This window comes from Chlamydiota bacterium (assembly GCA_012729785.1).
Taxonomy (GTDB): Bacteria; Auribacterota; Tritonobacteria; order UBA1439; family UBA1439; genus UBA1439.
This window is the reverse complement of sequence record JAAYCL010000005.1, coordinates 1-12,493: the sequence shown is the minus strand read 5'-3', so window position 1 is coordinate 12,493 and position 12,493 is coordinate 1. Positions and strand designations below refer to the sequence as shown.

The 12,493-nt window shown below is 69.6% G+C and carries 12 protein-coding genes; 1 reads left to right on the top strand and 11 read right to left on the bottom strand.

Annotated features, from left to right (window positions below; all coding sequences use genetic code 11):
- Positions 1–85 precede the first annotated feature (85 nt).
- Together GXY35_01035 and GXY35_01030 are read right to left on the bottom strand one after the other, a co-directional pair.
- Complete coding sequence (locus GXY35_01035) at positions 86–1,417, bottom strand: hypothetical protein (GenBank protein NLW93184.1); 1,332 nt, start codon at positions 1,415–1,417, stop codon at positions 86–88.
- A gap of 184 nt (positions 1,418–1,601) precedes the next feature.
- On the bottom strand, positions 1,602–3,401 hold the full coding sequence (locus GXY35_01030; protein ID NLW93183.1) for a hypothetical protein: 1,800 nt from the start codon (positions 3,399–3,401) through the stop codon (positions 1,602–1,604).
- Between the two features lie 183 nt (positions 3,402–3,584).
- Here GXY35_01030 and GXY35_01025 point away from each other — a divergent pair, with 183 nt between their 5' ends.
- Positions 3,585–5,141: a hypothetical protein gene (locus GXY35_01025; protein ID NLW93182.1), complete on the top strand. Its 1,557-nt coding sequence runs from the start codon at positions 3,585–3,587 to the stop codon at positions 5,139–5,141.
- 40 nt (positions 5,142–5,181) lie between these two features.
- Here GXY35_01025 and GXY35_01020 read toward each other — a convergent pair whose 3' ends face one another.
- The 9 genes from GXY35_01020 to GXY35_00980 form a co-directional block, all read right to left on the bottom strand.
- On the bottom strand, positions 5,182–5,427 hold the full coding sequence (locus tag GXY35_01020; protein NLW93181.1) for a hypothetical protein: 246 nt from the start codon (positions 5,425–5,427) through the stop codon (positions 5,182–5,184).
- A 174-nt stretch (positions 5,428–5,601) separates the two neighbouring features.
- Complete coding sequence (locus tag GXY35_01015) at positions 5,602–5,985, bottom strand: hypothetical protein (protein NLW93180.1); 384 nt, start codon at positions 5,983–5,985, stop codon at positions 5,602–5,604.
- Positions 5,986–6,049: 64 nt separating this feature from the next.
- Positions 6,050–6,484 carry a helix-hairpin-helix domain-containing protein gene (locus tag GXY35_01010; protein NLW93179.1) on the bottom strand — a complete coding sequence of 145 codons (435 nt, stop codon included), beginning with the start codon at positions 6,482–6,484 and terminating at the stop codon, positions 6,050–6,052.
- 308 nt (positions 6,485–6,792) lie between these two features.
- On the bottom strand, positions 6,793–8,325 hold the full coding sequence (locus tag GXY35_01005; GenBank protein NLW93178.1) for a YifB family Mg chelatase-like AAA ATPase: 1,533 nt from the start codon (positions 8,323–8,325) through the stop codon (positions 6,793–6,795).
- A gap of 106 nt (positions 8,326–8,431) precedes the next feature.
- A complete protein-coding gene (locus GXY35_01000; GenBank protein NLW93177.1) occupies positions 8,432–8,848 on the bottom strand; it encodes a hypothetical protein in 417 nt (138 codons plus the stop codon).
- A complete protein-coding gene (locus GXY35_00995) occupies positions 8,845–9,213 on the bottom strand; it encodes a response regulator (GenBank protein ID NLW93176.1) in 369 nt (122 codons plus the stop codon). Before GXY35_00995 ends, GXY35_01000 begins: the two co-directional genes overlap by 4 nt.
- A complete protein-coding gene (locus GXY35_00990) occupies positions 9,210–11,075 on the bottom strand; it encodes a PAS domain S-box protein (protein NLW93175.1) in 1,866 nt (621 codons plus the stop codon). The genes GXY35_00995 and GXY35_00990 overlap by 4 nt, the downstream gene beginning before the upstream one ends.
- A gap of 176 nt (positions 11,076–11,251) precedes the next feature.
- Entirely contained in the window at positions 11,252–11,776 is a 525-nt protein-coding gene (locus GXY35_00985) for a PTS sugar transporter subunit IIA (GenBank protein ID NLW93174.1), read from the bottom strand.
- Positions 11,777–11,841: 65 nt separating this feature from the next.
- The gene (locus tag GXY35_00980) at positions 11,842–12,156 is read right to left on the bottom strand and encodes a DUF1232 domain-containing protein (protein ID NLW93173.1); all 315 of its coding nucleotides are present in this window, start codon (positions 12,154–12,156) and stop codon (positions 11,842–11,844) included.
- Positions 12,157–12,493 lie beyond the last annotated feature (337 nt).

Here is a 12,493-nt window from a genome sequence, read left to right as displayed (position 1 = left end):
GTGAATAGTGTACACCGAAAATCGGCCGAGACGCAATCCTCGACCTTTCCGCAACGCCCCCGGAAATGCGGCGCGGCGTGCCGGCTCATTCGACAACCGTCACGGGCCTGTCGATCACGCCGGCTTCGGTCACGGGCGCTCCCGCCGGAACCCAGACCGCCTTGAACGTGTAGACGCCCGTCGGAATCGTTTCGGGCACGGTGAAGGAGAGCGCCCCGGACGGGTTCCCGCTCGCGTCAAGGTTCGATGCGACCGGGATGATCCTCGGCTGGAACACCTGGCGGGAGTCCATGACCAGGAGGGTGCCATCCGTCATCTCAACCCCGAGATAGGCGTCCACCCGCTGCAGGATGCCGCTGAAGGCGTAGTGGAGGGCGATCTGCGCCCCGCGCCGTACCGTCGCGGGAATCGGCGTGAGGTCGAGCGCCCCGCCGCCCCCGTCGGCGGGAACGAGGTCGTCGTACGGGGGGAGCGTGTCGAGGAAGAGGGGGGCGGAGATCGCCTCCCTGTAGGCGGCCGTCACCGACGCCTGAACGCCGGAGGTGTCCCACACCCGGTAGTCGAACCCCGCCGTGTCCGTCTTGTTGTACCAGACCACCGCCCGGAGGTTGGGATAGAGGCCCATGGCCCCGTAACTCGCCCCGATCCACGCCTCCTTCCGCGCCGTGTCGCCCGCCGTGCCGAACCACATCACGAGCTGCGGCTTGTTCGGGTATCGGGACGCCTGGTCCCCGAGGATGCGGCCGAAGATGTCGTGGAACGAAAGGCCCGCGGAGCCGCCGGAAGCCCAGTCGGTGTCGAAGCCGAGCGCCCCGACCCAGTCCACGTACGCATCGCCCGGGTAGTAATGGTAGTACAGGTTTGCGTCGGTGACCGGATCGCCCTGGTAGTTGGGGCAGAACGCCCACTGCGCGTTCGTCGCGCCGGCCTCCCTGAAGATGCCGTGGACGTGGCGCCACATCTCGGCGTATTTCGCCGTGCTCCGGCTCGGATCGTTCAGGTAGTAGTAGGGACTCGACCGGTGATTGAACTCCGGGCAGAACGCGATGATGACCGGCTTGTTGAATGCACTCACGGAGCCCGCGACGTCCCGGATATACGCATCGTGCGTCCCGCTGATGATGCTGTCGAAACCGTACCCCTTATCGTGGCCTCCCGTCCCCCAGACGCACATCGGCACGGCGCCGGCCTCGGCGCGCGCCTGCATCGCCGCCGTGTGCGCCGCCGCCGCCGAGTTGTACCACTCCAGGACGTACTGCAGGATCGCGTGCCGTCGGGTGGCGCCGAACAGCGCTTCGATGCTCTCCTTGGGGAGGGTCGTGAGGAAGATCCCGAGCGAAACCCCCGCGCCGGACGGGGCCGCCGTCCCGAGCGACGCGGCGACAGAGAGGCCGCATACGACCGCGCGCAGTTTCATGGGCACCTCCCTGGTTTCAGTGTAGCCGGGATCCCGGCGGCTGGCCAGAAGATTCGCCTCCTCCCCCGCGGCGTGCCGTCGTTCCCCCTTGTCGGCCGCGGGGCCCCCTGTTAGCATACCGCGGGGGGATTCCGGAGGCGGCACACCATGGACACTGCCCGGCGCGCCTCCCGCGCAGGAGGTTTCACCCGCCGGAGCGCTCGCGCAGGAGGGCCTGCCCGCCGGAGCGCCTGCGCAGGAGGGCGATCTCCGCGATCTCGTACTGTCGTCGCTCCTCCCCGGGGTCGAGCCTGACCCGGACGAGCCCGCCGGGAAATGAGCCGTCGCCGAGGATCCTGACGACGTGGACCTGCTCCTCCTCCGACGGGAGGATGAAGAAGACGCTGCTCCGCGCCTCGTCGAATTGCGGCTCCCGCTCCGTCGCCCAGAAGACCTTCATCTTGACCCAGTCGCCGAAACCGACCGCATCCCGCACCCTCTCGCGCACGGTCCTCGGCTCGTTCCCGATCGCCCGCATCCGCGCCATGAACCAGATCTCGCCGCCGGCGAGGCGAATCTCCGGGCCCGTCAGCATCGGATCGCGCGGCGCGCACCGTATCCGCACCGCCCCCGGGGCCGCGTACAGAATCCTCGCCATGCGGTTCGGGCGCCAGTCGCGCGCGATATCCGCGGGGGCGAACGACGCGAGCGTCTCGAAACCCCCGAGCTCCGCCGGCGATGCCCCGCGCGAAGCCCGCACCGAGGGGGGGGAATACGCGCCGAGCCGGTGCCGGTCCGCGCAGAGCCCCCGGAGCATCGGCGCGTCGGCGGCGGCGTAGAGGAGGCAGGCGACCGCGAATGCGGACGCCGTCGCGACGGAAACCGTGGCGCGAGCCCGCGCTCCCCGCGCGTGCGCAACGAGGGCGGCGGCCGTCGCGGCGGCTGCACATAACCCGAGCGCGAAGAGCGCGAGGATGTACCGCTCGCCGTACATGCCGAGGCTCTGGATGAAGAGGCAGCAGACGATGAACGGCGGGAGGAAACGGCCGGGGAACCTCCGTATAAACGCCCCCGCCACGGAGCACGCCGCGAGGATGCCGAGCGGCGGCATGAGTTCCGCGAGGTATCGCGCGATGTACCGCGCGAAGAAGACCGCCCACCTCCCGAGGAAGAACGGGACGCCCCTGAAGCGCAGGAGATCGCCCATCATCTTGAACGGGAGGGCGTCGAAGTATGCGTGGTAGTCGAGGCCGAGCTCCGCCCCGTAGAACGTCCAACCGATGTTCCGGAAATTGGAGTTCTCGACGAGGCCGCGCCCGCGCCCCACGTTGACCAGGCACGCCGGGGCGCTCCCCAGCGCGAACCCCGCCAGAAACGCGAGGCACCGCCCGAGGCGCGCGCGGGGCGGGTCCCCGGACAGGGGGAGGAGGACGAGGAGCGCGGTCACCGGCGCGACGCCGAGTGCGTTCCAGCGCACGGCGAGGGCGATTCCCATGCAGAATCCGGCAGCCCCCGCCCGCGCCGTCCCCCCCGGGGGGAGGATGAGGCAGACCGATGAAAGGAGGAGCGCCGCGAAGAGCATGTCCGTGCCGAGGAGGAGGGAGCATTTCAGGAACGGCGGGAAGAGCGCCAGCGCCGACGCGGCGGCAAGGGCAAAAATACCGCTCCCGGTCGCCCGGCGGCAGATGAGGAACGTCAGCACGAGGGCGAGGAGGGAGGAGCCGACCGTAATCCATGCCCCCGCCCGGACTAAGCCCGCCCCCCGGGAGTGGAGGAAGGCGAGGAGCGCCGGGTAGAGCGGGCCGCGGTACTCGTCGCCCGGCGGCACCCCTTCCCCGATCCGGAGGGCGTCGAACGCATAGTCGTGCGCGAAGTCGATCTCGCAATCCTCGCGCAGGATCCACTCCCCCCGCGCGCGCCAGAGGCCCGCGCAGGCGAGGGCGTACGCGACGACGAGGACCGCGAGCGCCGCCGTGACGAGGGCGCTGCGCCTGGCATGTCTCATCCCCTCCCTCCTGATGCGGGCATTCTACCACGTACCGGCGGCCTCGTGCAGTCTCCGTGGATCACATGGACGGCATGGACAAGATACCCCCCACTCCCCACACCCCACGCTTTCTGTGCCTGCGCCCCACGCCGACACGATCCTTGTCTCCGCGACACGGCGCTGGTACCATACCCTGCAGACATGAAAAGGACCACCACGCTCCTGATCCTCGTCACGGCGCTCGCCGCGGCGCTGCGCCTGTGCGGCCTCACCCACCAGAGTTTCTGGGGGGACGAGGCGTTCTCCGTCTACGCCGCCCGCGGCGTGGACATGCGTTTCATGTCCGCCTCCCTCGTGGACGCGACGCACCGCCGCTTCGTCAATCCGCGCCCGACGTTGCGCCGGGTCGTGGAGGCGTGCCTGCGCAACGAGGGGACGCCGCCCGCGTACTACGCGGCGCTGGCCCTCTGGATCCGGCTGTTCGGCGGCGGGGAGTTCGCCTGCAGAGCCCTCTCCGCGGCGGCGGGAGTCCTCGCGGTGCCCGCCGTCTATCTCGCGGGGCTTCGGATCTTCAGGCGCAAAGACACCGCCCTCCTCGCCGCCCTGTTGTTGGCGGTGTCGCCCGCGGCGATCTTCTTCTCGCAGGAGGCACGGGCGTACAGCGCCGCGAACCTCCTCGTCCTCCTCTCCTCCTGGCTCTTCCTCCGGGCGCTCGACGAGGGGAGGCGTTTCGGGCCGTGGGCCGCCTACGCCCTCTCCGCCCTTCTCCTCTGCTACACCTTCTACTTCGCCTGTCTCGCGCTCGTCGCCCACGGCATCTTCGCCGCCGCCCGGCGCCGCGGCGTTTGGCCGTGGCTCTGTTCGATGGCGGCGGTCGGGATCCTCTACCTGCCCTGGCTCGCCGTGGGCTTCAGGATGCAGCTCATGGTATCGAGTAGCTACTCCCGCCCCGGCCCGGCGGGCGTTCCGGAGTTCCTGCGCGCCTCCCTCCGCGGGCTGCGCTACGTCCTCGACTCCCTCCTGTTCGGCCCGATGCACAGCCGCGTATTCATCACCGTGCCGGTGAAGCGGGCGGTGTGGATCGGGATGGCCGCCCTGCTGGCGTGCGGGACGGGACGCCTCTGGCGCGCCGGGGCGCGGCGCGCGGCGGCGTTCCCCCTCCTCCTCGCCGCCGTCCCCCTCGCCGCGGTTTTCGCGCTCGGCGCGGCGCGCTGGACGCTCTGGTACATGAAGCCGCGCTATCACCTCTGGGAGTCGGCGGGCCTGCTCCTCCTCGCGGCGGGGGCGATTGCCACGTTCAGGCGCAAATGGGTCCGCGCCGCCCTCGCCGCCGCGATATGTCTCTTCTCGCTCGCGGCGGCCCCGTACCATTTCTATCCCGGCGCGCTCGCCTCGGACCACGCCAAGGAGGATTTCCGCGGCGCGGCGGCGATCATCTCCGCGCGGGAGGAACGGGGGGACCTGATCCTCGTCAACATCCCGGGGCACATGATCCCGCTCAACTACTACTACCGCGGGGGCCTTCGGCAGGTGGGGCTGGCGGAGTGCGGACGGTACGACCTCGCGGAGCAGCTCGAGCGGTACGCGCGGGGGAGACGGCGGATCTGGGCGCTCATCGGGGGTGGGACGCGCGGGCACGGCGATCAGGAGATCGCGGCGTTCCTCAACGCGCGTTTTCTGGCGAAAGAGAAGTTTCCGCTCCGCGGCATCGACCTGACGCTCTACGCGCGGCCCGGTCCCGGCAACGGCCCGCGGTGAACCCCGGGGGGGCGGTCTCCCTCCGGCCGCGGGCGGGCCATTACGCGCCCGCCCTCTTCTCCATCTCGTCGATGATGGCCTGCAGCCGCTTGAGCTCCTCGTAGATCTTGTCGCCGCGGCGGCTCCAGACCGCCTTGATGGTCGGCTCGATATCGATCTCGGTCTTGAAATAGTCCCGCGCGAGGCGCTGGAGGCCGTGCGCGCTGCCGATGCTCAGCGTCTGGTAGCTCTCGGCGGTGCTCCGCATCAGCTTGAGGATGTCTCTCTGCTGCTCGGTCAGCGCCATGGCACTCTCCGATCGAATGTCACGCAGCCCGTCGGCGGCAGCCGCGGCCAGGGTTTGATGATATCGAAACCCCGCCGCCGCGTCAACCCCCCGACGCGGCGTTGTCGCGCCCCGGTTCCCCCGCGGGTGCGGGGGCCCGCGCCGGTCAACCGCGGTGCGGGAGGGCGCGCCTCCTCAGGGATTGGTGGACGAAGCGGCGCGGGAATGAGGCGGAGGGGTCGACGGCGTGTCCGGCACCCGGCCGAGCGCCATCTTCTCCTGCAGCTCCTCTTGCCGCCGCCGGAGTTCCTGGATACGGGCGTCGATGTCGCCGAGTGCCGCCGTCCTCCCCTCGCGGATGGCGGCCGCCTTCTCCTCCATCGCCGCGACAAGATCCCTGCGGAGCGCCTCGCGGTACTCGAGATGGGCGGTGCCGAACGGCACGACCCTCGGCGGCGCGGGGGTCACCTGCGTCCCGGGGGAAACCGCGGAGGGGGACGCGTGTTCTTCCGTCTGACCGAACGCCGCACCCGCGCAGAACGCGGCGCACGCGAGAAAGACGCATGAACGATCTCTCATCCTCTCTCCTCCAGTGCCGCGAAACGCCGGTGGAAACCGGCCGAATTCCGTCCCAGCGACCCGTCTAGCGCACCGCCAGCCGCGTCCCGCAGTAGGGGCACCAGCCGGTCTTCAGTTCGCCCGAGACCTTGAACTTGTTTTTGCAGCGGTAGCAGGTGAGCTCCATGTAGGTGTCGACGCGGTAGGTCGGGACCGAAGCCCCGCCCCCCTTCTCCTCCGTGGCAGACGGCTGATTCCCGGCGGGGAAGAGGGCGCCCACGGTGATCTGGTTCTTCAATCGCGCGAACGACTTCGAGCCGATGCCCTTCACGCGGGTGAGCTCCTCGATGGTCTCGTAGGGCCTGCTCTCGATGATCCGTCGGGCCAGCACGGGTCCTATGCCCGGAAGGGTCTCGAGCTCGACCGCCGTGGCGGTATTGATGTCGACGAGACAGAAGGCGGAATGGGCGGTGCAGAGCAGAACCGCCGCCGCTGCGCACAAGATCCTCGCCGGTCTCATTGACCCCTCCCGGGGACAGTATACACGCAAAATGCGGCGCTGTCACGGAAACGGGGGCGGGGGTGGGAATGCGGGATGTCCTTTGGCTTGACCGCGCGGCGGCGGCGCCGGGCATCGCTCCTCCCCCCCGCACGTTCCGCCTCATCTGCCGCGCTTCGTTACCGCTTCCTGCGCAGGATACTGTCGATCCGCGCTCCCCGGGGTCCGCGGATCCTACGGGGCGCAGTGCAGGCGCCGGTCCCGCGGCGGAGGGAACCGTGTCGCACGCACGCGCGGCCGGCGGTGCGCCACATCCCGCGCGCGGACTGTCACATCCAGAGCTGGCGGTCCAGCACGCGGTACTGGATCGCTTCGGAGACGTGGTCGGGGGCGATGGCCTCCGCGCCCTCCAGGTCCGCGATGGTGCGGGAGACCTTGAGCGCCCGGTCGTAGGCCCGTGCCGAGAGCCCCAGCTCCGTGATCGCCTTCCTCAGGAGCTCCTGTCCCTCCGCATCCGGAACGCAGTGACGCCGTATCTGCCGGTGCCCCATCTCGGCGTTGCAGTGGATCCCGTCATCCCGGAGACGCGCCAGCTGCCGCCGCCGCGCCGCCTCCACGCGACCACGCATCGCCTCCGATCCCTCCCCCCCTCCCTCCCCCGACAGCTCCCGGTACCTCACCGCCGGCACCTCCACGTGCAGGTCGATCCGGTCCAGCAGAGGCCCCGATACGCGCGACATGTACTGCTGGATCTGCGTGGCCGAGCACCGGCACGCACGACGCGGATCGGTGAAATACCCGCACGGGCATGGGTTCATCGCGGCGGCGAGGACGAAGCGGGACGGATAGGTGACGGTGCCGAGGGCGCGAGAGATGTTCACGCGGCCGTCCTCGATCGGTTGGCGGAGGAGCTCGAGCACGTTCCTCCTGAACTCGGGGAGCTCGTCGAGGAAGAGGGTGCCGTTGTGCGCAAGGCTCACCTCGCCGGGGCGCGGATGCGCGCCGCCGCCGATGAGCCCCGCGTCGGAGATCGAGTGGTGGGGATTCCTGAAGGGGCGCGTCGCGACGAGCGCGGTGCCGGGGCCGAGGAGCCCGGCGATCGAGTGGATCTTCGTCGTCTCGAGCGCCTCGTCGAGCGTCATCTCGGGGATGATCGTCGGGAGCCGCCGGGCGAGCATCGTCTTCCCGGAGCCGGGGGGGCCGATCATGATGATGTTGTGCCCCCCGGCGGCGGCGACCTCGAGGGCGCGCTTGGCGTGCGCCTGCCCCTTCACGTCCGAGAAGTCCACCGGGTAGCCGCGCGCGCCGCGGAAGATCTCGGCGAGGTCGAGCCTGACGGGCGCGATCGCCTCCTCGCCGCAGATGAACTTCACGAGCGAGAGGAGCGTGCCGACCGGGTAGACATCGAGCCCCTCGACGACCGCCGCCTCGGCGACATTGTCGGCGGGGACGACGATCCCCCGCTTCCCCGCGCGCCGGGCGGCGAGGGCGATCGGCAGCACCCCCCGCACCGGCCGGACGCTACCGTCGAGCGCGAGTTCGCCGAGGATGAGGAGATCGGCGAGGCGCTCGCTGCGCAGCTGGCCGTCGGCGGCGAGCATCCCGACCGCGATGGGGAGGTCGAAACTGGGCCCCTCCTTCTTGACGTCGGCGGGGGCCAGATTTACGGTGAGCCGCCCCTCGGGGAAGAGGAAGCCGGAGTTCTGGACGGCGGTCCTGACCCGGTCACGGGACTCCTTCACCGCCGCGTCGGGGAGGCCGACGATGACCACCGCCGGAAGGCCGCCCGAGACATCGACCTCGGCCTCGATCGGGTACGCCTCGACCCCGTGGACGGCCCCGGAGCAGACCCTGGCGAGCATCGCGTCCTCCTCCGGCGTATGGTAGCGCCGCGGGAACGGCGAAGGCAAGCGCTAAATGGGCGCCGGCGCGGCCCTCCCCCGCGGCGCGTCCAGCCCCGCCACGCGGTCAGATGTTCGGGAACAGGATCTTCGACTTCTCGGGATGGAGATCGGTGAGGTTCTTCCGCGCCCGGTGGCCGTGCGGGTCGATGTCCCAGCGGCCCGAGAACCACTTGGCGGTCATCACGAACGGGTGGACGAGGCGCGTTTCCTTGTGCCAGGTGTCGTCGTACTCGAGCACGTACCGCACCTCCGCGGTGAACGGCGTGACGAGCGACTCGCTGGGCTCCATCTCCGCCGAGATGAGTTCGACCTTGAGCTTCGGGTACCTCGCGTTCGAAGCCAGGTCGGCGCGGGTGGTCGCGAGGTAGGCCGCGACCTGCGCCTGCAGCGCCTCCCGGGCCTTCGTCTCCTCCGCGTCCCCCGCGCGCGCCATACCGCACGCGGCAAGGAGCAGCGCGCACGAGATGCGGAACGTCCTCATCGCTCCCTCCCCTTCTTCATCGTTCTCTCCATCGTCGCCCTGAGCGTCTCGCCGGTGACCGGCTTCTGCAGGAAATGGACCTGCTTCGCGCGACACGCGCGGGGAAGCGCGTCCGGAGGGAGTACCGAGACCACGAGCACCGGCACCTCAGCCCCCTCCTCCCGCAGCCGCTGGACGAACGTCTCCCCGTCCATCCCCCCCATGACCACATCGGTGATGACCAGATCCGCGGGCTCCCCCTTCAGCATCCGGAGGGCGCGGGCCGCATCCCCCGCGAAGTCGAGACGATAGCGCGTCCCCTTCAGCCAATACCGATAGAGGGCCTGCATGTCGGGGTCGTCGTCGATGATCAGCACGCGCTTCACCGCACCCCTCCCTTTCCCGCCCGCCGCGACGCGGCGGGACGCACGGCGAGCCGCACCGCGACGGTGGTCCCCTTCCTCCGCCCGTTCGAAGAGATCCGCACCGTCCCCCCGTGCAGCTTCGCGATCTCCCGGCAGATCGGGAGCCCGAGGCCGGTGCCCTGCATCGCGGGGTTCTTCTTGTAAAACGGTGTGAAGACCTCCTCCCGCGCGGCCGAGGCGATGCCGATGCCCGTGTCCCTGACGGTGAGCGTCACCCATCCGCCCGTTCGCGATGCGCCGATCGTAACCTTGCCGCGCCGGGTGAACTTGAGGGCGTTGTCCACGAGGTTGTAGAGGAGCGTCCTGATCATCCTCCGTTCCGCCGTGATCCGGTCCGCCCCCCGCTTGATGCGCACCTCCAGGCCGACGCCCCCCAGGCGCAGCCGGTCCCGCATCTCCTCCGCGATCTCCCCGGCGATCCCCCCGAGCGAGAGGGGCGCCGGCTTCAATATCAGCGTCCCTCCGCGCAGCCAGCACATCCCGAGGATGTTGCCGACGTCCCGCGCGAGGAACGCGAGATTCCGCGCGGCGATCCCCTCCGCCCTCCGCACCCCCTCGAGGTCGCGCGCGGCGAGCGCCTCGTTTGCCATCGCGTGCGCCATCTTCATCATGGCGATCGGGGTCTTGAGCTCGTGGGTGACGTCCCGGAGCAGGAGGTCCCTCATCGCCTCGATCCTTTTGCGCTCCGAGACGTCCCGCATGATCGCGTGCATCAGCGTCGCGCCGCCGTGCCGTATCGCGCTCACCGAGATCTCCACCGGGACGGTCTTGCCGTTTCCGCAAAGGATCGTCACGTCGCCGGCGGAGCCGGCGCCGCGTTCCGCGATCTCCCGGAACGCCGCCACGATGCGGTCACGCTCCTCCGGCGGGTGAAGCCGGGTGATGTGCGTGCCGAGAAGCTCCCGTCTCGAGCGGCCGACGAGCTCGATCGCCCGCCGGTTTACCTCAAGCAGCATACCATTCTCATCGGCGAGGAAGATCGCGTCGTTCGCCCCCTCCATCAGAGATCGGTATTTCTTCTCGGAGCGCCGGATCGCCTCCTCGGCCTTCCGCCTGGCGGTGATGTTGCTGATGGCGGTGATGACGTGAACCGTCTTCCCCTCCTCGAGCACCGGGATCTTGCGCGTCTCGGTGATCGTCTCCCGCCCGTGGATCAGGCACCGCTCCTCGGTGCGCAGCATCCTCCCCGTGCGGAAGACATTCCGGTACTCCTCCTCCACGGTGGCGGGGAGGAACGGGAATGCCGTGCGCACCGTCCTGCCGACCAGCCCGCCCCGCAGCCCCATCCGGGCGGCCCAAACCGTGAACGCCCTGTTGGCGAGGATGATCCGCAGGTCCGGACCGACCATGTGGATCGCCTCGGCGAGGGAATCGATGGTGGCGCGGTATCTCTTCTCGGAGGACCGCAGCGCCTCCTCGGCCTGTTTCATATCGGTGACGTCGAGCGCCATCTCATAGCGCACGAGCCTCCCGTCCGGCCAGGGGATCGCCTTGTCGATGCAGCGGTACCAGCGCCGGTTCCGCAGGTTCTGGAACTCCCAGATGTGCGGTTCCCCGGGCCGTTTGTGGAAGATGATCCGGTTGGTGCAGAACGGGCAGGGCGTGCGGCGGCGCTGGAAGGCCCGGTAGCACTTCTTCCCGACGGCGTCTCCGAAGACCGCCCGCGCGGCCCCGTTGAGGTAGAGGATCTCGTGCGTGCGGGGATCGCTGATGTAGACCACCTCGTCGATGCCGTCGAAGATGGAGAGGAGCTGCGCCCGCTCGCGGACGACCGCATGGTGAGCGTCCCCCGCCTTTCCGGCGGCCCGCGCGCGTCGCGGCACGGCGCTTTCGGCAGTCCGCCCCTTCCTGCCGTCGGCGGGGCCTTTTCCCCGACCGGGGTGCGATGCGCGCGCGGCAGGTACACGACCCCCTTTGCGGCTTGTGGTAACGCGCCGGCGGGAACCGTTCGCGGAGATCGCGTCTCTTGTTTCGGGTTTCACGGCGGTGCGGGGGGTCGTCAGCGGTCGCACGCGTCTTTGCCCTCTGGGCGCGCACAATCCGCTTTCGAGAGCACCTCGAACACCTCCGCCGTGCTGCGGGCGCGGAGGAGGCCGGTTCTGTGCAAGTCGCACCTGCAGAGGCGCACTGTCTGGGAGAGCAGCTCGAGGTAGTCGTCGTGCTCCGCAGGCGAGTGGGCGAAGAGCCAGAGGATGCTCACGGTGGAACCGTCGGGGGCGTCCCACGGTATCGGGCGGGAGCTTCTCCCGAAGACGACCCGCAAGCCCCGCATCTTGTCGGTCACCGCGTGCGCGATGATGACCGACCGCCCGATCGCGCTGCAGCGCGCCCGCTCCGCATCGTAGAGGGCGCTCAACACCGAGGCGTGGACGGGGCCGCGGTCGGGGAAGACCCTGTCCAGGAGTTCGCGGAGCGCCTCCCACCGGTCCCGGGCCTTCATATCGAGCAGCATGTCGGCGGGAACGATGCACTGGTGCAGTTCCATCTCCCCTCCGGTGCGCGCCGCCTTTCCTGCCGTCCTCATTATAGCCGACAGCCCCGGGCGAGGGAAGCGGGAACCGGGGGGGCGTCCAGGCGCCCGCACGGCGCTCACGGATCCGCGCGATCCCCCGCGCGCGCCGCCGCGGCCTTCCGCCGGCACTCCTCCACGACCTCCCGGGGAACGAGCCGCATAGCCGCCCAGACCAGCACAGGGACGACGAGCAGGTCGTCGAGGTATCCGATGACGGGTATGACGTCGGGGATGAGGTCGACCGGGGAGAAGGCGTACGCCAGCGCGGCGCCCACGAGCGCCTTCGCCGTCCACGGCGTGCGCGGGTGCGCGAGCAGGATCCGGTAGAAAACGGCCTCGCGGATCAGATCCGCGGCGATCGTCCGCAGCGCCTTCTTGAGCGTCCCACCCATTGCGCCTCCCGCCGGGAATCATAGCACAGGTCCTATAGCCCCCGGAGGCCTCATGAAAACGCGGCATAGACCGGGCCGTCCCCTCCGGGCCGCGCCGCGCCCATAACGCCAATATCTTGCTTCTCAGGGGCGGAAATCCACCACACTGTGTCTTGTGCGTGGCACGGTATCCTCTCTTTTCTTTCTTGGTCGATTGAATCGGAGAGGATACCTTTTTCTTTGCCCCCTGTCTCGCCCTCCTCATGCCTCCTTCCACAGGGACCGTTACGCCAAATTTGCATCAAACAGTATACGCCGCCGCCCGCCTGCCTTGACACCCGCGGGGGGCCTGTACTAG

Bases quoted from the DNA above. Each gene is read 5' to 3' on its own strand.
- GXY35_01035 (NLW93184.1), bottom strand. From the start codon at position 1,417: ATGAAACTGCGCGCGGTCGTATGCGGCCTCTCTGTCGCCGCGTCGCTC.
- GXY35_01030 (NLW93183.1), bottom strand. From the start codon at position 3,401: ATGAGACATGCCAGGCGCAGCGCCCTCGTCACGGCGGCGCTCGCGGTC.
- GXY35_01025 (NLW93182.1), top strand. From the start codon at position 3,585: ATGAAAAGGACCACCACGCTCCTGATCCTCGTCACGGCGCTCGCCGCG.
- GXY35_01020 (NLW93181.1), bottom strand. From the start codon at position 5,427: ATGGCGCTGACCGAGCAGCAGAGAGACATCCTCAAGCTGATGCGGAGC.
- GXY35_01015 (NLW93180.1), bottom strand. From the start codon at position 5,985: ATGAGAGATCGTTCATGCGTCTTTCTCGCGTGCGCCGCGTTCTGCGCG.
- GXY35_01010 (NLW93179.1), bottom strand. From the start codon at position 6,484: ATGAGACCGGCGAGGATCTTGTGCGCAGCGGCGGCGGTTCTGCTCTGC.
- GXY35_01005 (NLW93178.1), bottom strand. From the start codon at position 8,325: ATGCTCGCCAGGGTCTGCTCCGGGGCCGTCCACGGGGTCGAGGCGTAC.
- GXY35_01000 (NLW93177.1), bottom strand. From the start codon at position 8,848: ATGAGGACGTTCCGCATCTCGTGCGCGCTGCTCCTTGCCGCGTGCGGT.
- GXY35_00985 (NLW93174.1), bottom strand. From the start codon at position 11,776: ATGAGGACGGCAGGAAAGGCGGCGCGCACCGGAGGGGAGATGGAACTG.
- GXY35_00980 (NLW93173.1), bottom strand. From the start codon at position 12,156: ATGGGTGGGACGCTCAAGAAGGCGCTGCGGACGATCGCCGCGGATCTG.